The following is a 25,058-nucleotide window of genomic DNA, read 5'->3' on the forward strand; positions in this document are numbered from 1 at the left end:
TCAGTCGTCGGGGTTCTCGATCCAGTGCCCGTACGGCGGGGGGCCCTCGCTCTGGATCTGGATGCCGAACACCGGCGAGTGCTTCCACACGTACCCGTGGAGTACGTGCTCTTCGGACGAGGACTTGTTCGTGACCACGATGTCCCCGGTAGGACGTTCTTCGACGGCGTATCCGTCTTCCCGCCCGTCGATCACCCACCACTTCGCAGTGCTCATGATCGGTCGCCTCCGAATCAGTTCGAACAGCTTCCTCTCGAACCGTACGCCCTGTGACGTCGTGTGAGGGCAGAGTTTGCGCGACGTGAACTCAGCTGTGCAGCGCAGCGGCGGTCGCGGCGTCGGCCGGATAGAACGCCTCGATCGCGAGTTCCGACACCGTGACGTCGAGCGGTGTCCCGAACAATGTGGTGGTGCTCAAGAACGACAGCTCGCCGTCGTCGGTACGTATCCGCAGCGGAACCACAAGTGAATGCGACTCTGGCTGCTCGTCGGGGTCGTCGCACGGATAGCCGGACAGCTCGTCGTACAGGCGAAGGAGAACAGGATCGGCGGTCGCGCCTATCTGGTGACGGAGCCGGACGAGCAGGTGGGCGCGCCACTGTCCCAGATTCGCGATCCGCGGGGCCAGGCCGTTCGGATGCAGCGACAGCCTCAGCACATTGACAGGTGGTTCGAGCAATTCCGGTGAGCACCCGGCGATAAGCGTTGCGACCGCGTCGTTGCCGTCGATCATCGTCCAGTGCCGATCGACGACCAGTGCGGGAAACGGCTGGTGCGACCGCAGGATTCGCGTGATGGCGTCGGACACCGCGGACATGGGTACCTCGCCCAGGTGATGCTCGGGATAGGCGGGTGCCAGGCCTGCGGCCATCAGTATGGAGTTCTGCTCGCGCAGAGGGATTTCCAGCTCTTCGCTGATCTTCAACAGCATGTCGCGCGAGGGACGCGACCGGCCGGTCTCGACGAAACTCACGTGTCGCGCAGAGACGCCCGCTCGGTTCGCGAGTGTGAGCTGGCTGAGGCCTCGACGTTCCCTCCAGTGTCGGAGCATTGCGCCTGCCGGTTCTGACTGCAGCGTCGTCATGCGTACGACCCTAGGGGCGCGAGGGAAGCGTCGCCATTACCTCGCAGGTAATCGATCTGTCGCGCTGGACGTTGCAGAGTCGACGGCATGAACGCATACGCAATCGCACACCTTCGTTCCGTCGACTTCGGAGCGGAGATCATCCGATACCTCGAGAAGGTCGACGAGACCCTCGTACCCTACGACGGCCGATTCCTCGTCCACGGCGTCGACCCCGAAGTGATGGAAGGACCGTTCCCCGGGAACGTGATAGTCGTCGAGTTCCCCGACATCGAGCGTGCCCGCGGGTGGTACCACTCGCCCGGATACCAGATCCTTCCGCTCCGCACGGACAACTCCGACGGCGTGGCCGTACTGGTCGGTGGGACGCCGGACGGCTACCGCGCGACCGACTATCTCGCGAAGGTGATGGGTCGCGGGTGAACCAGGGCAGGTCACTCGGTGAGGATGCCGACAGCTCGGGCGGGCGCAGCGTAGGCCTCGGCGAGCGAGTCGACTGTGTCGTGGGCGTTGAGGCCGCTCGGGTTGGGGACCACCCACACGGGAACGCCGCCGATCGTCTCCTCCTGTAGCCCGGTGACCGCCTTGCGTCGACCGAATGCGGTGCGGTACGCGGTGATTCCCGCAACTGCGATCACACGCGGCCGCCACCGTGCGACCACCTGGATCAATCGCTCAGGGCCCGCACGCAATTCGCCGGAGGTCAGCTCGTCCGCGCGTGCGGTCGCGCGGGGTGCCAGGTTGGTGATGCCGACGCCGCGCTCGAGCAGATGCGCGGTGTCGGTCTCGCTCAGACCGGACGTGGGATCGACGGGACGGGTGATGATTCCGGCCCGCAGCAGCGCGGGATAGAAGCGGTTGCCCGGACGCGCGAAGTGTGCCCCCGTCGCGGCCGTCCACAATCCCGGATTGATGCCGACGAAGAGTAGGCGGCAGTCGTCCCCGATCAGGTCGGGAACGACGGCATCGCGGAAGGACTCGAGTTCGGCGCGTGTGAAACCCACACGCTCACGTTAGGAGATGGCGGGGAGCCACGCCCCATGATGGCGGGTGCCCGTGCCGAAACGGACACCGTCGATCCGATAGGGTGTTTTTCGACCTGTAGGAGCGACCGGCGGTACTGAGCAGGGCCGCAACGATTGGGGAAGGTGTGCAGCGCCGAAACGTTGTCGGAAACCCCCTCGGCACAGCGAGCACGGCAAGTGCAGCCGGCGCCGAGAGCGAGCTCCCGCCCTACACGGATCTGTTGTGGCCGACCCTGCAGGCGGTGATCGGGCTCGGTGGTTCCGGAGCGATCGACGAGATCGACGCAGCGGTCGCGGAGCGAGTAGGGCTGTCGGCGGTGGCGCGGGCCGTTCTGCACGGCGAGGGCCCGGGGACCGAGATCGAATACCGGGTGGCGTGGGCACGCACCTACCTCAAGGGCATGGGGTTGCTGTCCAACGCCCGTCGAGGCGTGTGGAGCGCCACCGACCGGGGGCGTGCGGTGCGGGAATCCGAGATCAGGCCCATGCAGATCGCCTACACCGCAGAGAAGCGGCGCAAGCGGATGGTGCGTGCGTCGTCGGGCGCGCAGGTCGTGCCGCTCGTTGCGGCCCCCGAGGATCCGGAATTGTGGCGCGAACCGGTGCTGGGCGCCGTCACCGACCTGCCCGACGACGGCTTCGAGCGGTTGGTCACGGCAATGCTTCGCGCGGCCGGATTCAAGACGCTGACGACGCTCGACCCGGATCAGAGCACCGACGCCGACGTCGTCGAGGGCACCGGGGTGTTGCGGGTATCGCTGATCAGTTTCTCAGTGTTCTTCCGCTTCGTCCGCGGTCGTGAGCGGGTGGGCGCCGACGTCGTCCGAGAGTTCCGTGCGGCGATGGTCGGCAGGGGCGAGAAGGGTCTGCTCGTGTCCACCGGCGAATTCACCGAGGATGCCCGGGCGGAGGCGCACCGGCACGGAGCGCCGCCGATCGATCTGGTCGACGGCGAAGGCCTGTGTGATCTGCTCAAGGAACACGGATTGGGTGTGCGCACCACGAGGCGGACCGTCGAGGACGTCGCCCTGGTGCCTGCGTTCTTCGCGGAGCTCGCCGGACGCTGATACCGAACCCTCCAATCCGGGCGAATCGGGCGTCTTCGTCTATGTAACAGGCGTTACCGGTGGTGCTGTGGTGCAATATGGGCTGGCATCTGCCCCACCTGCGAAGCGAGGCGCGCATGACACTCACCCGTCGGGAATTGTTGCGGTATACGGCGATCGGGTCGGGTGCGGTGATCGCCTCCGCGCTCGCCGCGCCGGGGATCGCCCAGGGACGTGAGGTGCTCGGCACCATCGTCGACTACTCCGCCGGTGTACCGTCCCCGTCGTCTATCCGTTCCGCTGGGCACATCGGTGCGATCCGCTACGTCTCCGACCGCAGGCCGGGTGCCGAATGGATGTTGGGCAAGCCGCTCACCGAAAGCGAGGCCGATGCGCTCACCGGCAGCGGCCTGGAAGTGGTGTCGAACTACCAGTTCGGCAAGGGCGAGACCTCCGACTGGCTCGGTGGTTACCAGGCCGGGTTGAAACACGCGCGACGCGGACTCGAACTGCACCGGGCGGCGGGCGGCCCCGACGATCGGCCGATCTACGTATCGATCGACGACAATCCGACCTTCGTGCAGTTCACTACCCAGATCGTCCCGTACCTGCTCGCATGGCAGGAAGTGGTCGGGCCGGCGAACACCGGTGTGTATGCGAATTCGCCGACCATCGACTGGGCCTCTGCCGTCGGGCTCGGAGCCTTCTACTGGCAGCACAACTGGGGAACACCCAAGGGGTTGGTCCACGGATCCGCCCATCTACACCAGGTGTCCGGGGGCGAGATCGACGGCATCGGGATCGACGTCAACAACGTGCTGGCTGCCGACTACGGGCAGTGGTCGCTGTCGAAGCTTTGATCACTTCCTGACGCGACGTGGAGTCGGCTGCGCCCGGGGGATCAATGCGGTGAACATCAATGAAATGAGCGCCGCGACGATCGCGACCAGGAAGGTGACCCGGAAGGCGTCGAGTGACGGGACCACGGCATCGCCGATACGAGTGGTCATTGCGGCAAGCACGACACCGATGACGGCCGCCGACGTAGACGTGCCGATCGACCGCATCAATGTGTTGAGGCTGTTCGCTGCTGCCGATTCGCTCAGCGGTACCGCTGCCATGATCAGGGCCGGCATAGCTGCGAATGCCAGGCCGATCCCGGCGCCGATGACCATCGCTGCCACGACGATGTGCCAAACCTCGGTGTACAGCACGTATGCCACCAGATACCCGATCCCGACGATCGCTGCGCCACACGCCAGGGTGACGCGCGGACCGAACCCCTGGGTAATCCGGGCCGACACCGGTGACAGAGCCATCATCACGATCCCGCTCGGGGCGAGCGCAAGGCCCGCGGCCACCATCGAGAGCCCGAATCCGTACCCGGTCTCTGTGGGGGCCATGAGCAGCTGCGGAAATGCGAGGGCATTGGAGTACATTGCGAAACCCAGCGCGATCGACGCCATGTTCGTCATGAGTATCGGGCGTCGCTTGGACAACCGGAGGTCGACGAGCGGCCTGGGACGACGCAGCTCGTAGGCGCCCCACCCGAGGAACACGACGGCAGCAGCGGCGAACATCCCGAGTGTCGTCGGGCTCGTCCAGCCCCACGCGTTGCCCTTGCTGACCGGGAGAAGGAGCAGCACCAGCGCGATGGACAACAGAATCGCGCCGACGAAATCGAAACGTCCGGGGTTGCGTTGCGACGACTCGGGGACGAAATACAGCACCGCGGCGATGCCGAGAACTCCGATGATCCCGGAAACCACGAACAGCATGTGCCAGTTGGTCAGCTGCGCGACGAACGCCGCGAACGGCAGGCCGATCGCACCGCCGACGCCGAGCGTGGCGCTCAGTGTTGCCATTGCGCCCGGGATCTTCTTGGGCGGTAGTTCGTCGCGCAGAATCGCGATGCCCAGGGGAATCGCGCCGACAGCGGCGCCCTGGAGGGTGCGGCCCACCACGAGGGGAACCAGCGTGGTCGACAGCGCGCACACGGCCGAGCCGATCACCATCATGCCGAGGCTGGCGATCAGCATCCGGCGTTTGCCGAACATGTCGCCGAGGCGTCCGGAAATGGGGGTGATGACAGCCCCGGCGAGCAGTGTCGCGGTGACGGCCCAGGAGGTGTTCTCAGGGGTGGCGCCGACGAGCACCGGCAACTGCGGCAGGAGCGGAACGATGAGTGTCTGCATGAGCGCAACGCCGATGCCGCACACCGCGAGAACCGGAACGATTGCGCGCGGTACGGGCCGCTCCCGGGTAGAAGTCGGGCTGTCGACGGCCATAGGGTCCTCGTCCGAGCCACGTTCGAGCGCGGTCTCAATTGTGATGTGTGCGAAAACAACGATGTCGCAACTTGTCTAACATGCCGACAGTCGGGAAGCCCAGTGGACCCACCGCGCGTGGGTCAGGACTGACAGTGACCGGCAGGATCCGCTTCGTCGGCGGTAACCACGAAGCGTGGATGCTCCTCCGGCACCGAATGCATACCGTGCCTGGACATCAGCGACCAGCGCGACAGCGCCGACATGCACGAGCCCAGGCTGCCGAACGACAACGACGACAACGCCGAGAGTGCAGATCCGGCGGACCCGACCGACAGGATCGATCCGACGCTGCCGATCGACAGGATCGAGTAGGCGGATCCGATCGAGAGTATGGACCGTTCGGAGGCGATCGACAGGATCGAGCGGTGTGAGCGCAACGACCGGATCGACCGGTGCGACGAGTGCGAGCCGATCGCCTGCTGCGGGCGTGAGTGCGGCGTGCGGGCCATACCTCGGTCTATCACGTGTGGCAGCTCGTGAGAAGGGAACCGGAAATTCGGCCGCATGTGCAACGAGGCCGCCGGAAAGAATTCCGGCGGCCTCGTGCTGAATGCATCGATCAGGGAACTGCGACGAGTCCCAAGGTCGGCAGGAAGGTGCACGAGCGCGGAGCCTCGCCTGCCTCCTGCGTGGTGACGCCACCCGAGATCAGTGCGACGATCTGACCGGGGCCGGTGTCGGCGATCGCGGTCAGGGTGGTCGGGCCGTCCGGGTTGACATTGGCCGCGTTGGTCAACGGCTGCGTGCCGGTGCGACCGTTCGAGACGTTGATCCAGGTCAGGGTGAGCGGCTCGGTCTGCTCAGCGGCGGCCGGTGCGGTACCGAGTGCGGTGAACACGAACCCGGCCTGGCCGGCGGCCGGTCCGGGAGGCGGCAGCAGTGCCGGACCCGCGACCGCGAGTGCGGTGCCCACGGAATCAGCGCCGTCGCCGATGCAGTCCTGGCCCAGCGTCGGGTACAGGAACTGGGAGATCACGACTTCACCTGGAGCCGGGAGGTCGGGGCCGCCGCCCCCGCTGCCGTCGAGGAAGGTGATGACGCGTTCGAGTGTGGCCTTCACCGAATCCGGCAGCTCGGAGTTCGCGAGCAGCTCCTTGGCCTGAGCGAGGATGTCGTTCTTGCCGTCGTCCGCGATGTCGGAGGGGCCGGCAGCGGCACCCACGATCGCGGGGGCAAGCGAAGCGAGGGCCTCGGTCTGTTCGAGGTCGACCTCGGACCTAGGGAGGAACTGGGTCAGCGACTCGATGGACAGATCGGCCGGCACTGCGAACTCGGGGAGCGTGAGGAGCTCGGCCAAATCCGGTAGTGCGGGCGGTGCAGGTTGCGCGACTGCGTGCATCGGCACGGTAAGTCCCGCGGTGGCGGCGAGTGCGCACACGGTGAGCGCCCTCCGCATTCCTCGAGTACGAAGCACTGTTCCCCATCCTTGTCGTTGAAGCTCCCGGTTTTCCTGGACGGACAACCAGACGCTGACGGCTCGAAGAGACACTCTATGTAGCCCCCCCGTCCGGTACAAGCCACAGCGCCCGTTTTCAAGGCCATGGCCCACACCTGCGGGGAGTGTAGTCATAAGGTGCTCCGAATGGCGGTTCCCGGTCGACCGTAACGCGACACGCGTGTGAAAGGTGTGACCGGAGATGAAATTGTTACTCGAGGGGCTGTCGCTTTTCGATCTGAGTCGTCACACCGGTAACCTCTGACGCCGGGTCGGAGCACCCGGACGAAGACGACGGGAGGCGCACCGCAGTGCCAGAACGTGCTCGGTCGTACCGTCGGTGGTGCGTTTCGCTTCTGCTCGTGTCAGTGGTGGTCAGGCTCGCCTGGGGTCTGCTGACTCCCAACGGCATGAACCTCGTCGACCTGCACGTGTACGTCGACGGTTCCGCCGCACTCCTCAGTGGTGAGCTCTACGATTTCACCTACTCGCGGGACACTCCCGACTTCCCGCTCCCGTTCACCTACCCGCCGTTCGCCGCCCTCGTGTTCCTGCCGCTGCACTATCTGCCGTTCGGGCTGCTCGGCATCCTGTGGCTACTGCTGACGATTGCGGCGCTGTTCTGGGTCATCCGGATCGCACTCGAACTGCTCGTCGGCCCCGCAGCGCGCGGAGCACACTGGACATCGGTGGCGCTCGTCTGGACGGCGATCGGCGTCTGGGTAGAACCGATCCGCACCACCCTCGACTACGGGCAGATCAACGTCTTCCTCGTCCTCGCCGTGATGGTGGCGGTCCGCAGCAGCCGGTGGTGGCTGTCCGGGGGACTGGTCGGAATCGTCGCAGGTATCAAACTCACCCCGGCGATCACGGGCGTGTACTTCCTGGCCAGGCGACGCTGGCGCGAAGCGTTCTTCTCGGCTGTCGCGTTCTGCGCCACCGTCGTGGTCAGCAGCGTGCTGCTCGGGGAACAGGCGCGCACGTACTTCACCTCGATGTTCGGTGACGCCGATCGGATCGGCCCGGTGGGGTCGGTCTGGAACCAGTCCCTGCGGGGCGCGCTCAGCCGGCTTGTCGGGCGGGACGTGGAGACCGGTCCGCTGTGGATCGCCGCGGTCGGTGTGTGTGCGCTCCTCGCGTTCGCGGCCTGGCGCTCGCTCGGCCCGGACGACCGTCTCGGCACGCTCGTCATCGTGCAGCTGTTCGGGCTGCTGGTGTCGCCGATCTCGTGGGTGCACCACTGGGTATGGGTCGTGCCGATGTTGCTGTGGCTCGTCTACGGGCCGCTCGCCGGTCGTCTCGGCACCCGGATCGTGACGGCCTGCTGGGCAGTGGTGACGTTGGTGGGCGTGCCGTGGGTGCTGAGCACCTTCCAGAATTCGATATGGGACATCGACCGGCCCACACCGCTCGCCTGGCTCGGGGCGGTGAACGTCGTCGGTGTTCTCGCTGTCTACCTATGGATGATCATTGCGCCGCGGTGGGGCAGCCGCGATCTCACTACGGCCCTGCCAGCGCATCGATCCTGCGAGCCAGATCCGGATCTGCCGCGGTGATTCCACCTGCGGAGTGGGTGCTGAGCGAGTAGGTCACCTTGCGCCATCGGATGTCGATGTCGGGATGATGGTTCGCTTCCTCGGCGACGTCGGCCACCCTGCCGACCAGGGTGATCGCGTCGGGGAATGTCGGTGATTCGATGGTGCGCACCAGGGCGTCGCCGGCCCGGTGCCAATGCGGAAGGTCGGACAGTGCGGCGTCGATCTCGCCGTCCGTGAGCAACTGGGCCATGACCCATTGTGTCGCGTGACTGTAGGTACTCGCAATCACACGGGCGAAAGCACTCGCGGTGACCGTAGGTACCGACTCAGGCGGCGCGCACCTTCTCCAGATGCTTGCGCAGCTGCTTCTCGCTCATCCCGTCGTCCTGGACCTTCTTCATGCGCATGATCACGACAGGACACTTCACGCAGCGCGTCTTCTTACGACAGCATTTCTTCTTCGGCTTCAGTCCTGCGACAGTGCTCGCCTTGAACTTCTTCTTGCCCATCGTCGTCCTGCTTCCTGTCCACGCGTAGAAGTCAGGTTAGCGTGCCCTCACTTGAACACCAAGGGGCGCTCAGTGGGTGCTTGTGGTGCCCGAGTTGCGCTCCCGTGCGTGGCGAACGTCACTTCGGGGTAGGGTGAGCTGGGCCGATAGGTTCGCGATGCCGCGTGCATACCGGTGCGGCCTGTAGGGTGTTCGTGGCCGCAGTGCCTGCGTGGAACTTCGAAATATCGACTCCGGAGACCATGTCGGGTGTCTCGCATTCGCGTCGCGGCCCAGAACGAAATTGCGCCGTACGGGCGAGGTGCCAACCGGGTCCAGTGCCGTGTGGCCGGACTACAGCAGGAGAGCCATCGCGTGAGCACCGCCGATTTTCGAAACGTCGCCATCGTGGCGCACGTCGACCATGGAAAGACCACCCTCGTCGACGCCATGCTGCGCCAGTCGGGCGCGTTCGCCGAACGCGCTGAACTCGTTGATCGAGTCATGGACTCTGGCGACCTCGAACGCGAGAAGGGCATCACCATTCTCGCCAAGAACACCGCGGTGCACCGCCACCACCCAGACGGCAACGTGACGGTCATCAACGTCATCGACACCCCCGGCCACGCCGATTTCGGCGGCGAGGTCGAGCGCGGTCTGTCGATGGTCGACGGTGTCGTGCTCCTCGTCGACTCGTCGGAGGGTCCGCTGCCGCAGACCCGCTTCGTCCTGCGCAAGGCGCTCGCCGCATCGCTTCCGGTGATCCTCGTCGTGAACAAGACCGACCGCCCCGACGCACGCATCGCCGAGGTCGTCGAGGAGAGCCAGACGCTGCTGCTCGACCTCGCGTCCGATCTCGACGACGAAGCCGCCGAAGCCGCCGAGCTCGCTCTCGGACTTCCGGTCCTCTATGCGTCCGGCCGTGAGGGCAAGGCCAGTCGAAAGCAGCCCGAGAACGGGCAGGTTCCCGACGCGGAGAACCTCGACGACCTGTTCGACGTGCTGATGGAGTACGTCCCCGCTCCCAAGGGCGAGGTTGCGGCACCGCTGCAGGCGCATGTCACCAACCTCGACGCCTCCGCGTTCCTGGGACGCCTCGCGCTGGTTCGTATCCACAACGGTGAGCTCCGCAAGGGTCAGACCGTGAGCTGGATGCGCGTCGTCGATGGCGAGCCGGTCGTCACCAAGGCGAAGATCACCGAACTGCTCGCGACCGTCGGTGTGGAGCGGCATCCCGCCGAAACCGCTGTCGCCGGCGACATCGTGGCTGTCGCCGGGTTCCCCGACATCATGATCGGCGACACCCTCGCAGATCTCGAGAATCCGGTGGCGCTGCCCCAGATCACCGTCGATCAGCCTGCCATCTCGGTCACCATCGGCACGAACACGTCGCCGCTGGTCGGCCGCGTCAAGGGCCACAAGCTGACCGCACGCATGGTCAAGTCCCGCCTCGACGCGGAACTGGTCGGCAACGTCTCGCTCAAGGTGCTCGATATCGGACGCCCCGACGCCTGGGAGGTCCAGGGTCGAGGTGAGCTGGCATTGGCGATCCTGGTGGAGCAGATGCGCCGCGAGGGCTTCGAGCTGACTGTCGGCAAGCCGCAGGTGGTGACCAGGCAGGTCGACGGCAAGCTCCACGAGCCGTACGAGGAGCTGACGGTCGACACCCCCGAGGAGTACCTCGGTTCCATCACGCAGTTGCTTGCCAATCGCAAGGGCAAGATGGTGCAGATGACCAATCACGGTACGGGGTGGGTGCGCATGGAATTCCTCGTCCCGTCCCGCGGCCTGATCGGTTTCCGCACCGACTTCCTCACTGAAACGCGTGGCACCGGCATCGCAAACGCCGTCTTCCACGGCTACGCGCCGTGGGCAGGCGAGATCCGGGCACGCCACACCGGGTCGCTGGTGTCCGACCGCGCGGGATCCGTGACACCGTTCGCCATGATCCAGTTGGCCGACCGCGGCACGTTCTTCGTCGAGCCCGGAGCGGACACCTACGAGGGCATGGTCGTGGGCATCAACCCGCGTCAGGAAGACCTCGACATCAACGTCACCCGCGAGAAGAAGCTGACCAACATGCGTCAGTCTTCCGCCGACGTGATGGAGACCCTCGCCAAGCCGATCGAACTCACCCTCGAAGCGGCCATGGAGTTCTGTGCAGGCGACGAGTGCGTGGAGGTCACCCCGGAGATCGTGCGGGTGCGCAAGCTGCACCTGTCGGCTACCGACCGTGCCCGTGCGCGTTCGCGCGAGAAGGCCCGCAACCAGTAAGAACCAGTGTGCAAGCGGCCCCGGTAGCCTAGGCTCCCGGGGCCGCGACATACCCGATGGACATAGGTCGACGAGAGGAAGCCCCGAGTGTTGCGTTCGCGCATCCGGCATCGGCGGTGGATCGGTCCGGTGGCCGTCGCGACAGTCGTACTGGCGTCGACGGCATGTACCGCAGATCCACCTCCGCCGATCGAACAGACCGAGCCGACGGCAGCGCCCGCGCCCGCCCCCCAGCGCAACACCGTGGTCGTGGCGATCGACGGTGTGGACACCGGTTTCAACCCGCATCTGCTGGCTGATCAGTCACCGGTCGGCAATGCGGTTGCACAACTCGTCCTGCCCAGCGCATTCCGCCCCGTAGCGGGTGCGCAGGACCCCGCTGTCACCGAATGGGCACTGGACGACTCGGTGCTGGCGTCCGCCGAGATCACCTCGGAGGCGCCGTTCACCATCGAATACAAGGTGCGCACCGACGCCCAGTGGTCCGACAGCGCGCCGGTTGCGGCGGAGGACTTCCATTACCTCTGGCAGCAGATGATCTCGCAGCCCGGAGTCGTCGACGCCGCAGGCTATCGGTTGATCGAGGATGTCCGATCCTCGGGCGGCGGCAAGACGGTCACCGTGACTCTGCGTGAGGCCTATCCCGCATGGCGGGAGTTGTTCGCCGACATGCTTCCGGCACACCTCGTCAAGGACACTCCGGGTGGTTTCGCCACCGGCCTGTCGGAAACGATCCCCGTCTCGGGTGGTCCGTTCAAGGTGGAGTCCGTCGACCGAGGTCGCGGGGAGGTGCTGCTCGAGCGCAACGACCGGTTCTGGGGCGAACCTGCCCTTCCGGACGAGATTCTGATGAGGCGCGGTGGCACCGACGCCCAGCTCACCGAATCCATGCGTAGCGGCGACACCCAGCTCGCACAGGTCGCAGGAGGATCCGCTCTACTCGCCCAGCTCGGTGCGGTGCCGGGCCTGCGCACCCATGTGCAGCTCGAGCCCAGAACGCTCGAATTGACGCTCAACACACGTACTCTCGCGCTCGCCGACCCGCGTGTGCGCCGCGGTGTGCTCGGTCTACTCGACCCCGAGATGCTCGCACTGGTCGCGGCGGGGTCCGAGTCCGAGGTCGTCCCCGACAGAGCCCAGATTCTCGCCCCGTCCGACCCCGGGTACGCGCCGACGATGCCGCCTCGCCCGAGCCGGGAGGAAGCGCTCGCGTTGCTTGTGGAAGCCGGGTACGTACCCAACGCGGCGGTAGCGGTGAACGAGCCGCCCCCGGATCCGTCGACTCCGACCGCAACGACCACACCGGAGACGACCACACCGGACACGACCACATCGCAAGCGTCGTCCTCGGATGAGGATTCGTCGGAACAGACGGCAACGGGACGCGCAGAGCCGATCGAGGACGGCGCGCTCGTCCGCGACGACGCCCCGCTCGTCCTCACGCTCGGAGTTGCCGAAGGATCCGAGACCGCGCGCACCGTGGCACGGACCGTGGCCGATGTCCTGACCGGTGCGGGAATCGCCGCCACGGTGAGCGAGTTGCCGCCGGACGAGCTCTACGGAGAAGCTCTCGTCGACGGAGACGTACATGCGATCGTCGGCTGGATGCGGGCAGGTTCCGACCCTGCGACCGCGGCGATGTCCCGATTCGGCTGTCCGCCTGCTCTTCCCGACCCCGTCGCGTCGGAGACACCGGACGGGCCGGTCACCTCGCCCGACTCCGAAGCTCCCGGCTCGGAAACCACGGGCCTGGAAACCGGCGACGAGGATGCTGCGGACGAGGCCGAAGAAGCCGCCGTCGCGCAACTCGAAGCGCCGAGCAACCTCTCCGGCGTCTGTGATCCCGGGGTACAGGCCGAGCTCACAGAGGCACTGCACGGCAATGGGGACGTCCCGGCGATCCTCGCCTCCGCGGAGCCGCGATTGTGGGAGCTCGCCGTGAACCTGCCGATCATCCAGGGTCGGTACGTTGCCGCTGCCGTCCCGGGGATCGACGGCGCCTCCCTGACCGGTCCGGTGCCGGCGGGTATCGTCGGTGACGCTCGATTCTGGTGGAGGGACACACCGTGACCGATCACGAACCGCACAGACTGCTGCTCGTCCATGCCCATCCCGACGACGAGGCTCTCACCACCGGCGGCACGATCGCCCGATACGTGGCCGACGGAGCCGAGGTCACCGTAGTGACCTGCACCCTCGGTGAGGAAGGCGAAGTCATCGGCGACGAGTGGGCACAGCTCACCGCCGATCGGGCAGACCAACTCGGCGGCTACCGCGTGCTCGAACTGACCCGGGCGCTGAACGCACTCGGGGTCGCCGCGCCCTGCTTCCTGGGTGGGGCAGGCCGTTGGCGGGACTCCGGGATGGCAGGCATGCCGTCGGCCGCGAATCCTCGCGCGTGGGTCAACGCCGATTCCGATGAAGCCGTTGCGGAGCTTGTCGCCGTCATCCGGCGTACCCGACCCCACGTGGTGATCACCTACGATCCGGTCGGCGGATACGGGCACCCGGACCACATCGCGGTGCACGAACGCGTGACCGCCGCGGTCGAGCTCTCCGGAACCGATTCCCATCCCGGTGCAGGCGCGCCGTGGACACCCGCGAAGGTGTATTGGACGGTCACCGAGAGATCGGCCCTCGAAGCGGGTGTCGCAGCGATCGGCGACCTCCCCGACGGATGGCGCCTACCCGAACCGGGGGATCTTCCCGCCGTGGCCGACGATCAGGTGACGGCTGTCGTCGATGTCCGCTGGGTACTCGATGCGAAACGTGCCGCGATGGCTGCCCACGCGACCCAGGTGACCGTCGCGCCGGGCGGTGAACAGTTCACGTTGTCGAGCTTCGTCGCTCAACCGATCTTCGGCGAAGAGCACTTCCGCCTGGTGCGTGGTGAACCGGGCGAAGTGGACAGTTCCGGACGGGAGCGTGATCTCTTCTCCGGCATCGGCTAGTGTGGCCGCCGTCACCAACCGAGGGGAGGGGCGGCGATGTACAACTGGTCCGTCCAGAATCAGATCATCGCATTCGTCGATTCCTTGCGGCCGCATGCCGACGAGATCCGCGCCGACTACTTCCATGCGCTCTACGGATTCGTCGACATGCAATCGCATCTTCTGACCATGCTCGGCTATCCACCGGTGCCGTAACTCGTCGCGACCCGGCCGGCGCGGTCGGGTCGACCCCAACCGGCGCGGGTCGGGTCGACCCCGGCTGGCTCTGCGGAGGCGTCGTCCCGCACTATGGAACGATGACCGTCGACCCTGCAACAGCACTGCCGGACGTACCCGCGCTGCCACCGGAGCCCCGTAAGGGACTGGTCGCGCTGCTCGTCTTCGACGGATTGTTGTGCGCAATCCTGTCGGTGATGTTCCTCGGTCTCTACATCGGTTCGATCCCGTTTCCGATCACGATCCTGCTCGCCGCGGTGATCAATCTGCTGCTGGTGATGGCCGTGAACAGCGAGACCGGATCTCTTCGTGCCGCGATGTTGCCACTCGGGGCGTGGTTGCTCGGATTCCTCGTGTGCCTGGCCGTCGGGCCGGGTGGAGATCAGCTCGTCATGGCCGACTGGCGAATCCTGATGCTGCCCGTTGCGGCGCTCGCGCCTGCAGGCGGCTACCTCTTCTCGGCGCGGATCAAAGCGATCATGCAGACAACCCGGCCGCCTGCGCCGCAGCTGTGAGCACCGCCGCGGTCATCGCCGGGGTGAGACGGCCGGTGAAGGTGTTCTGCTGACTCACGTGGTAGCACCCGAACAGATGCAACGGGTTCTTCTCTCCGATCGCCGGGGCCAAAGTGACACTCGCGCCGTGCCCGAACTTCGGGCGCGGTGACGGCACGACCCAGCCCGCGGCCGCCAGCACCGGTAACAGCGCCTGCCACCCGAATCCGCCCAGCACCACCACAGCTCTCAGCGTCGGCGAGAGCAATGCGAGTTCTTGCTCGAGCCAGCCCCGGCACGTGTCCCGTTCGGTCACTGTCGGCTTGTTGGCAGGCGGTGCGCAGTGCACCGGTGAGGTGATCCGCGTACCGAACAGTTCGAGTCCGTCGCCGGGATGTGTCGCCGTGGGCTGTGACGCGAGACCGGCCTCGTACATTGCGGCATACAGGAAATCGCCGGAACGATCGCCGGTGAACATCCGCCCCGTCCGGTTGGCGCCGTGCGCTGCCGGTGCCAATCCCACGATCAGCAGCGCCGCATCGGCGGGACCGAAACCGGGTACGGGTCTGCCCCAGTACTCTTCGCCCCGGAATGCGGCCCGCTTCTCCCGTGCGACCAGTTCGCGCCACTCCACCAATCTCGGACACGCGCGGCAGTGCACGAGTTCGGTGTCCATGGCGGCGAGGGTGTCGGCGCCGGGCCTGTGCCAGGGATCGGTCACGTTGTCCGCCCTGCGCGTGCCCAGATGTCGCCCGCACCTGGAGTCACCGATTCGATCAATGACCACGCGTAGCGTTCGGGTACGTCCACGATCTCGTAGTGCCCCGCGCCTGCGGGAGTCGCCGCAATCACCGTCGCAACTCCCGCGCGACGCTGGAAGAACGACTGGCGCACCGTCCACCCGATGATGCCGTCCGCTTCGAGGCAGATCCGGTGGCGGTCGAGTGAACCCGCCCGTGTGACGAGATACCCGGCCGGTGAGGCATGCCCGAGACCGCGATAGCGATCCCACCCGAGTGCTGCTGCCGCCACCACGAGCACCGCTGTGCCTGCCGCGATCACGGGTATCGGTAGCGATCGGTCGAGGAACGCGGCAACCACGATACCCGCCGCGATCAGGCACACGACCGGAACGAGTGCCCGAGTGAACCGGCGACGTCGGGCGGCCGGGCCGTGGGGGACCAGGGGCACGGTCAAGGGGGAACCGGTGGTGAGTACCTCGCCCGCGACCCGGCGTACCTCACCGTCGGGTGCCGACGGCAACACGAGCGACGACTCGCCCTGTTCGGCCGACACACCCGTCATGATCGCATCGAGGCGCGCCGCCCCCGCGAGTCGCAACGCGAGGGGTTCGTGGACGTCGACGCCGCGAAGCCGCGCGCGGTCGAGTGTCGTGTGCCGCACCCGCAGCAGGCCTCGACCGACACGCAGCATCCGTCCGTCGTCGGTGACCAGCAGGTTCCCGTACAGCAGCAGGTACCGGATACACGCGGCGATGCTCGCCACGATGAGGATCGCGAGGACTGCGACACCGACGGCGACTGCGATACCCGCTGCCGCGAGCGCATCGACCCCACGGGCGACCGTGTCCGATGCGGTGAGTCGTTCGCCGATCCCGTATTGGAACGCCAGCCCGACCACGGCGGCGACGGCGACCAGACCGGTGGCCGAGAACGGCGCGTACCGGACCCATCCGGGCCGGAACCGGGCCAGCTCTCGTTCTCGCGGCGTATCCGCCCCGGGACCGGATTCGGTGGATGCGCTCGGACCGGGACCGTCCGGACCGGCAGTGGTGCGCGCGCCCTCGAGCAGTCCTGCGCGCAGGGCAGGAACGTCGTCGATCGCGATGCCGTTGAGCTCGAATTTGTTGTGGTCGGTGCTACCTCCACCGGATTGGCCGGTACCGATCTTCACGACCGCGAGACCGAGCAGCCGGTGCAGCACCCGCCGGTCGACGTCGACCGACCGGATACGGCTGCGCGGAACCGACAGCTCGCGGCGCTGCAGCAGGCCGCTGCGCAGTTCGACGTGCACGGGCCCGACCCGATAGGTCGTGGTGAACCAGCGGGCGAGCCCCACGAGAATCAGGAGCACCGCGACACCGAGCCCCCAGTACGGGTTCCCGCTGCTGCTGCCCAGCAGCACCGAACCGATCAGGAGGGGAAACAGCTTCAGGATCTCTTCGATCGGATGGATCAGCAGCATCCGGCGGTCGAGACGCTGCCAGCCGGCGGTGTCGTCGGTGACAGCGGTATCGGATTCCGGGTTCACGTCGCGTCGGCCCCGTTCCGGCCCGCGATCGCGGTGAGCCGTGCGACGGTGTCGTCGGCCACCGCCGTGTCGAGTGCGGTGATCTCCACGGCACCGGCGGACGACGCGGTGGTGACGGTGACGGTCGCGAGCCCGAGCCACCGGTCGATCGGGCCGCGTTCGGTGTCGACGGTCTGGATCCGCGAGATCGGGGCGATCCGGCGCTCCTGCGTGAGCCAACCCGAGCGAGTGTGGACGGCGGTGTCGCTGATCTCCCACCGGTGCACCCGGTACCGCCAGAGTGGGACCACCCCGACGTGCAGACCCGCAACGACGACGGTCGCGACTGCCGCCGCGATGTGCCACCCGATCCGTCCGGAGTCGAGCACACCCCACACGACCTGCGCAATGACGATCGGCACCCACATCAACGCGGCGTTGATCGCCCACAGTGCACGCGCTTTCGGACTCGGCCTCCACGCGGGCTCGACCATCGTCGTTCCGCTATCGCTCTCCACCATCACACTCCCGGCTCGGTTCCCTGCTCCAGGTTAGGCTGGGTCAGGCCCCTGATCGCGGTGGCCACGGTCAACCGCACCGCCGGGTGTTTGCGCCACGACGAGGAGGATCGACATGAGTGAATCCGATATGACCGACACTTCCGCGCTCGAGTTCCAGAGCCTGTCGACCGAGGATTCGGAGGGCGATCGCGTCGAGCAGTCGACGCCGGCCTACGACGATCCTCGTGACACGTTCCCGTCCGACCTGCCGCTCGAGGTCGATGCTGCGGACGCCGCCGATCAGAATCGAGAGGTACCGGTGGACGAGGATTATCCGCACGCGTGAATCACCGATGCACCCCGAAGTGGCATGCGACACGGCGGGGGCGCATGATCGGCCCATGACCGATTCCGTTGACGACACCCCGCACTCCGCGATGCTTCCGGCGCCGTCGTTGCGTCCCGGTGCCGCCCCGCAGTCGACTGCGTCGGCTCCGACGACGTCGGCGATGCGGCGGGCGCTGCGTCGCGCACGCGACGGGGTGAGCCTCAACGTCGACGAGGGCGCTGTGCTGCTGCAGGCACGCGGCTCCGACCTCGACGATCTGTGTGCATCGGCGGCTCGGGTGCGCGATGCAGGCCTGCTCGCGGAGGGCCGTCCCGGAACGGTGACCTACTCGCGGAAGGTGTTCGTCCCGATCACTCGATTGTGTCGGGACAAGTGCCATTACTGCACGTTCGTCACTGTCCCGGGCAAGCTTCGTGCCGAAGGCCAGGGCATGTACCTCGAGCCCGACGAGATCCTCGAGATCGCGCGTCAGGGTGCCGAGCTCGGCTGCAAGGAAGCGTTGTTCACCCTCGGTGACCGGCCCGAGGACCGGTGGCCCGAGGCAAGGCAGTGGCTCGACGAGCGCGGCTACGACTCGACGCTCGACTACGTGCGGGCGATGTCGATCCGGGTGCTCGAGGAGACCGGTCTGCTGCCACACCTGAATCCGGGTGTGATGAGCTGGGCCGAGATCTCACGGCTCAAGCCGGTGGCGCCGTCGATGGGCATGATGCTCGAGACGACTTCGGAGCGGTTGTTCACGGAGAAGGGCCAGTGCCATCACGGCAGCCCCGACAAGGAACCGTCCGTACGGCTGCGGGTACTCACCGATGCGGGCCGTCTGTCGGTGCCGTTCACCACCGGCATCCTCGTCGGTATCGGGGAGTCCTTCGTCGAGCGGGCAGAGTCGATCCTGGCCATCCGGAAGACGCACAAGGCGTTCGGTCATATCCAGGAAGTCATCGTGCAGAACTTCCGAGCCAAGGACGACACCGCGATGCGCGACGTCGACGACGCCGCGCTCGACGAGTTCCTGGCCGCGATCGCGGTCTCACGTCTGGTCCTCGGCCCGGGTATGCGTATTCAGGCGCCGCCCAACCTCGTGTCGCTCGACGAGTGCCGCGCACTGCTCGCGGCGGGTGTCGACGACTGGGGCGGAGTGTCGCCGCTGACACCGGATCACGTCAATCCGGAGCGGCCGTGGCCGAATCTCGACACGCTGGCCCGGCTCAGCGCCGAGGCCGGATTCCGGCTCACCGAACGTATCGCAGCGCAGCCGCAGTACGTGCTGGCCGGTCAGCCGTGGATCGACCCGAGGATCACCGCTCACGTGCGTGCGTTGTCCGATTCGGAGACCGGGCTCGCGCGGCAGGTCATCCCGTCGGGGTTGCCGTGGCAGGAACCCGACATCGACTGGGAGTCGTCGGGACGTGTCGACCTCAATTCCGAGATCGATGTGACCGGGCGCAATACAGATCACCGCTCCGACCTGGGCAGTGCCTTCGGCGACTGGGACACCGTGCGTGAGCAGGTGCTCGCGCTCGGTGAGTCGGCGCCGGTACGGCTGGAACGCGACGTGCTGTCGGCGTTGCGGTCTGCGGAGCGCGACCCGGGCGGATGCTCCGACGCCGAGTACGTCGCACTCGCGAACGCCGAAGGAGCCGGCCTCGAGGCGATCATCGCGCTGGCCGATCAGTTGCGTCGCGACGCGGTCGGTGACGATGTCACGTACGTCGTCAACCGGAACATCAACTTCACCAACATCTGTTACACGGGATGCCGGTTCTGTGCGTTCGCGCAGCGTAAGGGCGACGCCGACGCCTTCACGCTGTCCGCGCAGGAAGTGGCGGACCGGGCATGGGAAGCGCACGTCGCGGGCGCCACCGAGGTGTGCATGCAGGGCGGTATCGACCCCGAACTGCCGGTCACCGGCTACGCCGATCTGGTGCGCGCGGTCAAGGCGCGGGTGCCGTCGATGCACGTGCACGCGTTCTCGCCCATGGAGATCGTCAACGGTGTCGCACGCAGTGGTACCTCCATCCGTGAATGGTTGACCGAGTTGCGTGAAGCCGGCCTCGACACCATCCCGGGTACGGCCGCGGAGATCCTCGACGACGAGGTGCGCTGGGTGCTCACGAAGGGCAAGCTGCCCACCGCGGAGTGGATCGAGGTGGTCACCACCGCACACGAAGTGGGGCTGCGGTCCAGTTCGACGATGATGTACGGGCATGTCGATCAGCCGCACCACTGGGTGGGGCACCTGAATGTGCTGCGCGGGATCCAGGACCGCACGGGCGGGTTCACCGAGTTCGTGTTGCTTCCGTTCGTGCATCAGTCGTCGCCGCTGTATCTGGCGGGTGCGTCCCGGCCGGGGCCGACGATGCGCGACAACCGTGCGGCGCACGCGCTGGCCCGCATCATGCTGCACGGACGCATCCCGAACATCCAGACCAGCTGGGTCAAGCTCGGTGTGGCCGGAACGCAGGCAATGCTCGAGGGCGGCGCCAACGATCTCGGTGGCACCTTGATGGAGGAGACGATCTCGCGGATGGCGGGCTCACAGCACGGTTCGGAGAAGACCGTCGCTGATCTGGTATCGATCGCCGAGGGCATCGGTCGTCCGGCCCGCGAACGCACCACCGCGTACGCCCGTCGTGAGATCGGCGTCACTGTCCGATAGGTCCGAACTGGTGCCGCGGTCAGGTCAGGGCACCCTAACGCGAGGCGGACCACCGGCGACGGTGGATACTGTTCGGTTGTGGGCGCCGATGCGTCCGATGCGCTGGGACCGTACCGGGTCGGCGGGCATTCAGAGAGGCAGGGAGAACAGCAGTGACGTACACGATTGCGGAGCCGTGCGTGGACGTGTTGGACAAGGCATGCATCGAAGAGTGCCCGGTCGACTGCATCTACGAGGGTGGTCGCATGCTGTACATCCACCCGGATGAATGCGTGGACTGTGGCGCCTGTGAGCCGGTCTGCCCCGTGGAAGCGATCTTCTACGAGGACGATGTGCCGGACGAGTGGTCCGAATACGTGCAGACCAACATCGACTTCTTCAACGATCTCGGGTCTCCCGGCGGTGCGGCGAAGCTCGGCAAGGTCGACTACGACACGCCGTTCGTCAAGAACCTGCCTCCCATGGGCGAGGACTAGGCGCCGGTGGCCACACGCACACGCCGGTCGGTCGCGCAGAGCCTTCCGGATTTTCCGTGGGATTCGCTGACCGACGCGAAGGCCGAGGCCGCGGCGCATCCGGGAGGGATCGTCAACCTCTCGGTGGGCACCCCCGTCGACCCGGTAGCTCCGGTGATCCGGGAAGCGCTCGCCTCGGTCGCCGAGGAGCCCGGCTACCCGACGACTCACGGGACACTCGAACTGCGGCAGGCCGCCGTGGGTGCGCTCGCACGTCGCTACGGGATCACCGGCATCGACGAGGCCGCGATTCTGCCTGCGATCGGCACCAAGGAGATGATCGCGTGGTTGCCGACCCTGCTGGGCGTCGGGGCGCCGGATCTCGTCGTCATCCCTGAGCTCGCGTACCCCACCTACGAGGTCGGCGGGTTGCTTGCGGGTGCACGGTTGATCCGTGCCGACGGCCTCACCCGCCTCGGGCCGGAGGGTGCGTCGCTGGTGTTCGTCAACTCGCCGTCGAACCCGACCGGAAAGGTGCTCGGCCTCGATCATCTGCGCAAGGTCGTCGATTGGGCACGCAGCAGGAACGCGATCGTCGTGTCCGACGAGTGCTACCTCGGTCTCACCTGGGAGGGCGAGGCTCTATCGATCCTGCATCCGAGCGTGAGCGACGGAGACCACACCAATTTGCTTGCGGTGCATTCTCTGTCGAAGACATCCAACCTCGCGAGCTACCGCGCGGGATTCGTCACGGGCGATGCCGAACTCGTCGCCGACCTGCTCGAAGTGCGCAAGCACTCGGGCATGATGTTGCCGCTGCCGATCCAGGCCGCGATGACCGCAGCACTGAACGACGACGAGCACGAGAACATCCAGCGCGAGCGGTACCGGGCGCGTCGCGAGACGCTGCTCGCAGCCGTGCGCGGCGCCGGCTTCACCGTCGACCATTCCGAGGCCGGACTGTACCTGTGGGCCACCCGCGGTGAGGAGTGTCGCGCCACCGTCGACTGGTTCGCCGACCGCGGCATTCTCGTCGCACCGGGTGAGTTCTACGGGCCGGGCGGGGTGCAGCACGTGCGGATCGCGTTGACGGCAACCGACGAGCGAATCGCTGCCGCCGCCGAACGTCTGAAATAGCCGCGCCCGAATCCGAGCGAACGGCACCCTTGTTCGCTCGGATCGACCCAACGGCACTTTCGCTCGGGGTTGGGTGGAGCCGCAGGGGCGGGTGGGGTTGGTACGGCGAGGCAGTGTATTCGGCCCGCCGGTCGCGGTGTCGGCGCTACCCTGGGCCCAGGAGGCACCATGGACGCCGTCACAGTTGTTCCTGAGCCGACGAACGAGCCGGTACACGGATATGCGCCGGGCAGTACCGAGCGGGCCCGCCTGCTCGGGAAGCTCGCGGAACTCACTGCCGAACCGATCGATGTCAGCCATGTGATCGGGGGAGCGCACCTCCATGGCGAAGGCGATCGTGTCGACATCGTGCAGCCGCACAACCATGCCGCGGTGCTCGGCACCCTCCGCAATGCCACCGCGGCGGACGCGGCAGCGGCGGTCGATGCAGCCACCGCGGCGGCACCGGCGTGGCGCGACATGCCGTTCGATGCGCGCGCCGCGATCCTGCTGCGGGCCGCCGACCTGATGTCGGGTCCGTGGCGCGAGACCATCGCCGCCGCCACGATGCTCGGCCAGTCGAAGTCGGTGCAGCAGGCCGAGATCGACGCACCGTGCGAACTCGTGGACTTCTGGCGGTTCAACGTCCACTTCGCACGCGAACTCCTCGCGGAACAGCCGACGTCGTCCCCGGGCGTGTGGAACCGGATGGATCACCGTCCGCTCGAAGGGTTCGTGTACGCGGTGACACCCTTCAACTTCAGTGCGATCGCCGGGAACCTGCCCACCGCGCCCGCACTCATGGGCAACACCGTCGTCTGGAAGCCCTCACCCACCCAGTCCCTGGCCGCGTACTGGACGATGCGTGTGCTCGAGGCGGCAGGCATGCCGCCGGGGGTGATCAACCTGCTCACCGGCGACGGCAGGGCCGTGTCCGACGTGGTCCTGAGTGACCCCCGCTTCGCCGGTCTCCATTTCACCGGGTCGGTCCCGACATTCCGGCACCTGTGGAAGAAGATCGGAGGCAACCTCGACAGGTATCGGACCTATCCGCGGATCGTGGGGGAGACGGGCGGGAAGGATTTCGTCGTCGCGCATCCCTCCGCGGACCCGGCCGTCCTCACCACCGCGCTGATCCGCGGCGCGTTCGAGTATCAGGGGCAGAAGTGCTCGGCGGCGTCGCGCGCATTCGTGCCGCGCTCGGTGTGGGCGCGAATGCGGGACGACTTTCTCGCGGAAGTCGATGCCCTCACCTACGGCGACGTCACGGATCTGTCCAATTTCGGTGGTGCGTTGATCGACCGCCCGGCCTTCGAGAAGGTTGTCGGTGCCCTCGACCACGCTCGAAACCGCACTTCGGTCGAGTTCGCCGTCGGCGGCGGATACGACCAGTGGGTCGGCTGGTTCGTGCGACCCACGGTGCTCCTCGTCGACGATCCCCGCGACGAAGCGCTCACCACCGAATACTTCGGTCCGATCCTCGCCGTGCACGTCTACGACGACACTGTCACCGGTGCGTGGGAGAACGTGCTCGAGATGATCGACACCGCAACCCCGTACGCGCTGACCGGGGCGGTGATCGCCGAGGATCGCGCCGCGATCGAGCGGGCCGCCACCGCCCTGCGGTTCTCGGCAGGCAACTTCTACGTCAACGACAAGCCCACCGGTGCCGTCGTCGGGCAGCAGCCCTTCGGCGGTGGCCGGCTTTCGGGCACCGACGACAAGGCGGGCTCGCCGCTGAACCTGATGCGCTGGGTGTCGCCGCGGGCTCTCAAGGAGACGTTCGTCCCGCCCACGGATCACCGCTACCCGCACATGGAATCCGACGCGGGGGAGGGTGCATGAGCAGCCCGGCCGTGGGCCGTGTGCTGTCGAATCCACTGCGCCCGGTCATCCTCGCGGCTGCGAAATCGAACGCGGCGCGTCGCCTGGTCACCGGGGCACCGCCCACTCGCCGGATCGTCGACCGGTTCGTCGCCGGAACCACACGCGCGGACGTGCTGAGTGTGGCCGCGCGACTGCTGGGTTCGGGCCGGGCGGTGAGCATCGACCATCTCGGTGAGAACACCCTCGACATCGGGCAGGCCCGCGCGACCGTCGCCGAATACCGTGAGCTGCTCGCCGATCTCGGGACGCTCGGCGACATCACCCCGGACACGTTCACGGGTACGCCCGCGGTCGAGGTGTCGGTCAAACCCACCGCGCTGGGGTTGTCGCTCGGGCCGGACGGGCCCAAGGTCGCGTTGGACCATGCCCGGGAGATCTGCGCTGCCGCGGAGGACACGGGCGCGTGGGTGAGCATCGACGCCGAAGATCACACCGTCACCGACGACACGCTCGGGATCGTCCGGGATCTACGCGCCGATTTCCCCGATGTGGGGGCGGTCGTGCAGGCCTATCTGCGCCGCACGGAAGGAGACTGCCGCGAACTGGCGGGGCCGCGGTCGCGGGTGCGGTTGTGCAAAGGTGCCTACGACGAACCAGTGTCGGTGGCGTACCGGGATCGCGCCGAGGTCGATGCGTCGTATCTGCGGTGTCTGCGGATCCTCATGGCGGGCGACGGCTACCCGATGGTGGCCTCGCACGATCCCACGTTCGTCACGGCGGTCGATCCGCTTGCCGCGTACGCCGGACGTGGACGCACGGGGTTCGAGCATCAGATGCTGTTCGGGATTCGTGACGGGGAACAGCATCGGTTGGCGACTGCCGGACGCCGGGTCCGCGTCTACGTACCGTACGGGTCGCAGTGGTACGGCTACCTCATGCGGCGGCTCGCCGAACGCCCTTCCAACCTGCGATTCTTCCTGCAGTCGCTGGTGAGCCGCGACTGAGCGGGCCCCCTCGCCGG

At 67.0% G+C, this 25,058-nt stretch carries 26 protein-coding genes; 15 read left to right on the forward strand and 11 right to left on the reverse strand.

The features are described 5' to 3' along the window. Complete coding sequence (locus ACFWCF_RS08675; RefSeq protein ID WP_378559726.1) at window positions 1-216, reverse strand: maltose regulon activator MalT; 216 nt, start codon at window positions 214-216, stop codon at window positions 1-3. Window positions 217-307: 91 nt separating this feature from the next. Beyond that, window positions 308-1,084, reverse strand: coding sequence for a helix-turn-helix domain-containing protein (locus ACFWCF_RS08680; protein WP_378559729.1), 777 nt, complete (start codon window positions 1,082-1,084; stop codon window positions 308-310). 87 nt (window positions 1,085-1,171) lie between these two features. On the opposite strand from ACFWCF_RS08680, the gene ACFWCF_RS08685 reads away from it, so the two are divergent. Then, entirely contained in the window at window positions 1,172-1,507 is a 336-nt protein-coding gene (locus ACFWCF_RS08685) for a DUF1330 domain-containing protein (protein ID WP_378559732.1), read from the forward strand. A gap of 11 nt (window positions 1,508-1,518) precedes the next feature. On the opposite strand, the gene ACFWCF_RS08690 is transcribed toward ACFWCF_RS08685, so the two are convergent. After that, window positions 1,519-2,088 (reverse strand): mismatch-specific DNA-glycosylase, encoded by a 570-nt coding sequence (locus tag ACFWCF_RS08690; protein WP_378559735.1) that lies wholly within the window; start codon window positions 2,086-2,088, stop codon window positions 1,519-1,521. 146 nt (window positions 2,089-2,234) lie between these two features. Between ACFWCF_RS08690 and ACFWCF_RS08695 the strand changes: the two genes are divergently transcribed. Together ACFWCF_RS08695 and ACFWCF_RS08700 are read left to right on the forward strand one after the other, a co-directional pair. Further along, window positions 2,235-3,176 carry a winged helix-turn-helix domain-containing protein gene (locus ACFWCF_RS08695; RefSeq protein ID WP_378559738.1) on the forward strand — a complete coding sequence of 314 codons (942 nt, stop codon included), beginning with the start codon at window positions 2,235-2,237 and terminating at the stop codon, window positions 3,174-3,176. Between the two features lie 116 nt (window positions 3,177-3,292). Further along, window positions 3,293-4,015: a DUF1906 domain-containing protein gene (locus tag ACFWCF_RS08700; RefSeq protein WP_378559741.1), complete on the forward strand. Its 723-nt coding sequence runs from the start codon at window positions 3,293-3,295 to the stop codon at window positions 4,013-4,015. Here the strand turns inward: ACFWCF_RS08700 and ACFWCF_RS08705 are convergent, their stop codons facing one another. The 3 genes from ACFWCF_RS08705 to ACFWCF_RS08715 form a co-directional block, all read right to left on the reverse strand. Further along, the gene (locus ACFWCF_RS08705) at window positions 4,016-5,443 is read right to left on the reverse strand and encodes an MFS transporter (protein WP_378559744.1); all 1,428 of its coding nucleotides are present in this window, start codon (window positions 5,441-5,443) and stop codon (window positions 4,016-4,018) included. Window positions 5,444-5,565: 122 nt separating this feature from the next. Beyond that, window positions 5,566-5,934 (reverse strand): hypothetical protein, encoded by a 369-nt coding sequence (locus ACFWCF_RS08710; protein ID WP_378559747.1) that lies wholly within the window; start codon window positions 5,932-5,934, stop codon window positions 5,566-5,568. A 110-nt stretch (window positions 5,935-6,044) separates the two neighbouring features. Next, complete coding sequence (locus ACFWCF_RS08715; RefSeq protein ID WP_378560224.1) at window positions 6,045-6,881, reverse strand: hypothetical protein; 837 nt, start codon at window positions 6,879-6,881, stop codon at window positions 6,045-6,047. A gap of 350 nt (window positions 6,882-7,231) precedes the next feature. On the opposite strand from ACFWCF_RS08715, the gene ACFWCF_RS08720 reads away from it, so the two are divergent. Continuing rightward, window positions 7,232-8,476: a mannosyltransferase gene (locus ACFWCF_RS08720; RefSeq protein ID WP_378559750.1), complete on the forward strand. Its 1,245-nt coding sequence runs from the start codon at window positions 7,232-7,234 to the stop codon at window positions 8,474-8,476. Here ACFWCF_RS08720 and ACFWCF_RS08725 read toward each other — a convergent pair. Continuing rightward, window positions 8,421-8,708, reverse strand: coding sequence for a 4a-hydroxytetrahydrobiopterin dehydratase (locus ACFWCF_RS08725; protein WP_378488890.1), 288 nt, complete (start codon window positions 8,706-8,708; stop codon window positions 8,421-8,423). The genes ACFWCF_RS08720 and ACFWCF_RS08725 overlap by 56 nt on opposite strands. 76 nt (window positions 8,709-8,784) lie before the next feature. Further along, the gene (locus ACFWCF_RS08730; protein ID WP_378488754.1) at window positions 8,785-8,967 is read right to left on the reverse strand and encodes a hypothetical protein; all 183 of its coding nucleotides are present in this window, start codon (window positions 8,965-8,967) and stop codon (window positions 8,785-8,787) included. A gap of 354 nt (window positions 8,968-9,321) precedes the next feature. Here ACFWCF_RS08730 and typA point away from each other — a divergent pair, with 354 nt between their 5' ends. From typA to ACFWCF_RS08755, 5 genes are all read left to right on the forward strand, one after another. Beyond that, window positions 9,322-11,220, forward strand: a complete 1,899-nt coding sequence (gene typA / locus ACFWCF_RS08735; RefSeq protein ID WP_378559754.1) for a translational GTPase TypA — start codon at window positions 9,322-9,324, stop codon at window positions 11,218-11,220. 129 nt (window positions 11,221-11,349) lie between these two features. Then, window positions 11,350-13,290: an ABC transporter family substrate-binding protein gene (locus tag ACFWCF_RS08740; protein WP_378559757.1), complete on the forward strand. Its 1,941-nt coding sequence runs from the start codon at window positions 11,350-11,352 to the stop codon at window positions 13,288-13,290. Continuing rightward, window positions 13,287-14,171 (forward strand): N-acetyl-1-D-myo-inositol-2-amino-2-deoxy-alpha-D-glucopyranoside deacetylase, encoded by an 885-nt coding sequence (mshB, locus tag ACFWCF_RS08745; protein ID WP_378559760.1) that lies wholly within the window; start codon window positions 13,287-13,289, stop codon window positions 14,169-14,171. Before ACFWCF_RS08740 ends, mshB begins: the two co-directional genes overlap by 4 nt. Before the next feature lie 36 nt (window positions 14,172-14,207). Continuing rightward, window positions 14,208-14,366 carry a hypothetical protein gene (locus ACFWCF_RS08750; RefSeq protein WP_378488758.1) on the forward strand — a complete coding sequence of 53 codons (159 nt, stop codon included), beginning with the start codon at window positions 14,208-14,210 and terminating at the stop codon, window positions 14,364-14,366. A 101-nt stretch (window positions 14,367-14,467) separates the two neighbouring features. Beyond that, a complete protein-coding gene (locus ACFWCF_RS08755; protein WP_378559763.1) occupies window positions 14,468-14,902 on the forward strand; it encodes a hypothetical protein in 435 nt (144 codons plus the stop codon). Here the strand turns inward: ACFWCF_RS08755 and ACFWCF_RS08760 are convergent. From ACFWCF_RS08760 to ACFWCF_RS08770, 3 genes are all read right to left on the reverse strand, one after another. Then, the gene (locus tag ACFWCF_RS08760; RefSeq protein ID WP_378560227.1) at window positions 14,865-15,557 is read right to left on the reverse strand and encodes a uracil-DNA glycosylase; all 693 of its coding nucleotides are present in this window, start codon (window positions 15,555-15,557) and stop codon (window positions 14,865-14,867) included. The genes ACFWCF_RS08755 and ACFWCF_RS08760 overlap by 38 nt on opposite strands. Window positions 15,558-15,598: 41 nt before the next feature. After that, window positions 15,599-17,086 carry a PH domain-containing protein gene (locus tag ACFWCF_RS08765; RefSeq protein WP_378560230.1) on the reverse strand — a complete coding sequence of 496 codons (1,488 nt, stop codon included), beginning with the start codon at window positions 17,084-17,086 and terminating at the stop codon, window positions 15,599-15,601. Between the two features lie 62 nt (window positions 17,087-17,148). Next, window positions 17,149-17,652, reverse strand: a complete 504-nt coding sequence (locus ACFWCF_RS08770) for a PH domain-containing protein (RefSeq protein WP_378559766.1) — start codon at window positions 17,650-17,652, stop codon at window positions 17,149-17,151. Window positions 17,653-17,764: 112 nt separating this feature from the next. Here ACFWCF_RS08770 and ACFWCF_RS08775 point away from each other — a divergent pair, with 112 nt between their 5' ends. The 6 genes from ACFWCF_RS08775 (at window position 17,765) to ACFWCF_RS08800 (ending at window position 25,041) form a co-directional block, all read left to right on the forward strand. Beyond that, complete coding sequence (locus ACFWCF_RS08775; RefSeq protein WP_378559769.1) at window positions 17,765-17,977, forward strand: hypothetical protein; 213 nt, start codon at window positions 17,765-17,767, stop codon at window positions 17,975-17,977. A 55-nt stretch (window positions 17,978-18,032) separates the two neighbouring features. Continuing rightward, window positions 18,033-20,639, forward strand: coding sequence for a bifunctional FO biosynthesis protein CofGH (locus tag ACFWCF_RS08780; protein WP_378559772.1), 2,607 nt, complete (start codon window positions 18,033-18,035; stop codon window positions 20,637-20,639). Between the two features lie 152 nt (window positions 20,640-20,791). Then, window positions 20,792-21,115 carry a ferredoxin gene (gene fdxA, locus ACFWCF_RS08785; protein WP_378559775.1) on the forward strand — a complete coding sequence of 108 codons (324 nt, stop codon included), beginning with the start codon at window positions 20,792-20,794 and terminating at the stop codon, window positions 21,113-21,115. A gap of 6 nt (window positions 21,116-21,121) precedes the next feature. Beyond that, entirely contained in the window at window positions 21,122-22,231 is a 1,110-nt protein-coding gene (gene dapC, locus ACFWCF_RS08790) for a succinyldiaminopimelate transaminase (RefSeq protein WP_378559778.1), read from the forward strand. A 168-nt stretch (window positions 22,232-22,399) separates the two neighbouring features. After that, window positions 22,400-24,055, forward strand: coding sequence for an L-glutamate gamma-semialdehyde dehydrogenase (pruA, locus tag ACFWCF_RS08795; protein ID WP_378559781.1), 1,656 nt, complete (start codon window positions 22,400-22,402; stop codon window positions 24,053-24,055). Further along, entirely contained in the window at window positions 24,052-25,041 is a 990-nt protein-coding gene (locus tag ACFWCF_RS08800; RefSeq protein ID WP_378559784.1) for a proline dehydrogenase family protein, read from the forward strand. The genes pruA and ACFWCF_RS08800 overlap by 4 nt, the downstream gene beginning before the upstream one ends. Window positions 25,042-25,058 lie beyond the last annotated feature (17 nt).

This window comes from Rhodococcus sp. NPDC060090, from assembly GCF_042729855.1.
Taxonomy (GTDB): Bacteria; Actinomycetota; Actinomycetes; order Mycobacteriales; family Mycobacteriaceae; genus Rhodococcus.

Bases quoted from the DNA above. Each gene is read 5' to 3' on its own strand.
- ACFWCF_RS08730 (WP_378488754.1), bottom strand. From the start codon at position 8,967: ATGGGCAAGAAGAAGTTCAAGGCGAGCACTGTCGCAGGACTGAAGCCG.
- ACFWCF_RS08755 (WP_378559763.1), top strand. From the start codon at position 14,468: ATGACCGTCGACCCTGCAACAGCACTGCCGGACGTACCCGCGCTGCCA.
- ACFWCF_RS08750 (WP_378488758.1), top strand. From the start codon at position 14,208: ATGTACAACTGGTCCGTCCAGAATCAGATCATCGCATTCGTCGATTCC.
- ACFWCF_RS08685 (WP_378559732.1), top strand. From the start codon at position 1,172: ATGAACGCATACGCAATCGCACACCTTCGTTCCGTCGACTTCGGAGCG.
- ACFWCF_RS08705 (WP_378559744.1), bottom strand. From the start codon at position 5,443: ATGGCCGTCGACAGCCCGACTTCTACCCGGGAGCGGCCCGTACCGCGC.
- ACFWCF_RS08725 (WP_378488890.1), bottom strand. From the start codon at position 8,708: ATGGCCCAGTTGCTCACGGACGGCGAGATCGACGCCGCACTGTCCGAC.
- ACFWCF_RS08775 (WP_378559769.1), top strand. From the start codon at position 17,765: ATGAGTGAATCCGATATGACCGACACTTCCGCGCTCGAGTTCCAGAGC.
- ACFWCF_RS08680 (WP_378559729.1), bottom strand. From the start codon at position 1,084: ATGACGACGCTGCAGTCAGAACCGGCAGGCGCAATGCTCCGACACTGG.
- ACFWCF_RS08700 (WP_378559741.1), top strand. From the start codon at position 3,293: ATGACACTCACCCGTCGGGAATTGTTGCGGTATACGGCGATCGGGTCG.
- ACFWCF_RS08760 (WP_378560227.1), bottom strand. From the start codon at position 15,557: ATGGACACCGAACTCGTGCACTGCCGCGCGTGTCCGAGATTGGTGGAG.
- ACFWCF_RS08780 (WP_378559772.1), top strand. From the start codon at position 18,033: ATGACCGATTCCGTTGACGACACCCCGCACTCCGCGATGCTTCCGGCG.
- ACFWCF_RS08800 (WP_378559784.1), top strand. From the start codon at position 24,052: ATGAGCAGCCCGGCCGTGGGCCGTGTGCTGTCGAATCCACTGCGCCCG.
- pruA (WP_378559781.1), top strand. From the start codon at position 22,400: ATGGACGCCGTCACAGTTGTTCCTGAGCCGACGAACGAGCCGGTACAC.
- ACFWCF_RS08715 (WP_378560224.1), bottom strand. From the start codon at position 6,881: ATGCGGAGGGCGCTCACCGTGTGCGCACTCGCCGCCACCGCGGGACTT.
- ACFWCF_RS08710 (WP_378559747.1), bottom strand. From the start codon at position 5,934: ATGGCCCGCACGCCGCACTCACGCCCGCAGCAGGCGATCGGCTCGCAC.
- ACFWCF_RS08765 (WP_378560230.1), bottom strand. From the start codon at position 17,086: ATGCTGCTGATCCATCCGATCGAAGAGATCCTGAAGCTGTTTCCCCTC.
- ACFWCF_RS08675 (WP_378559726.1), bottom strand. From the start codon at position 216: ATGAGCACTGCGAAGTGGTGGGTGATCGACGGGCGGGAAGACGGATAC.
- ACFWCF_RS08770 (WP_378559766.1), bottom strand. From the start codon at position 17,652: ATGGTGGAGAGCGATAGCGGAACGACGATGGTCGAGCCCGCGTGGAGG.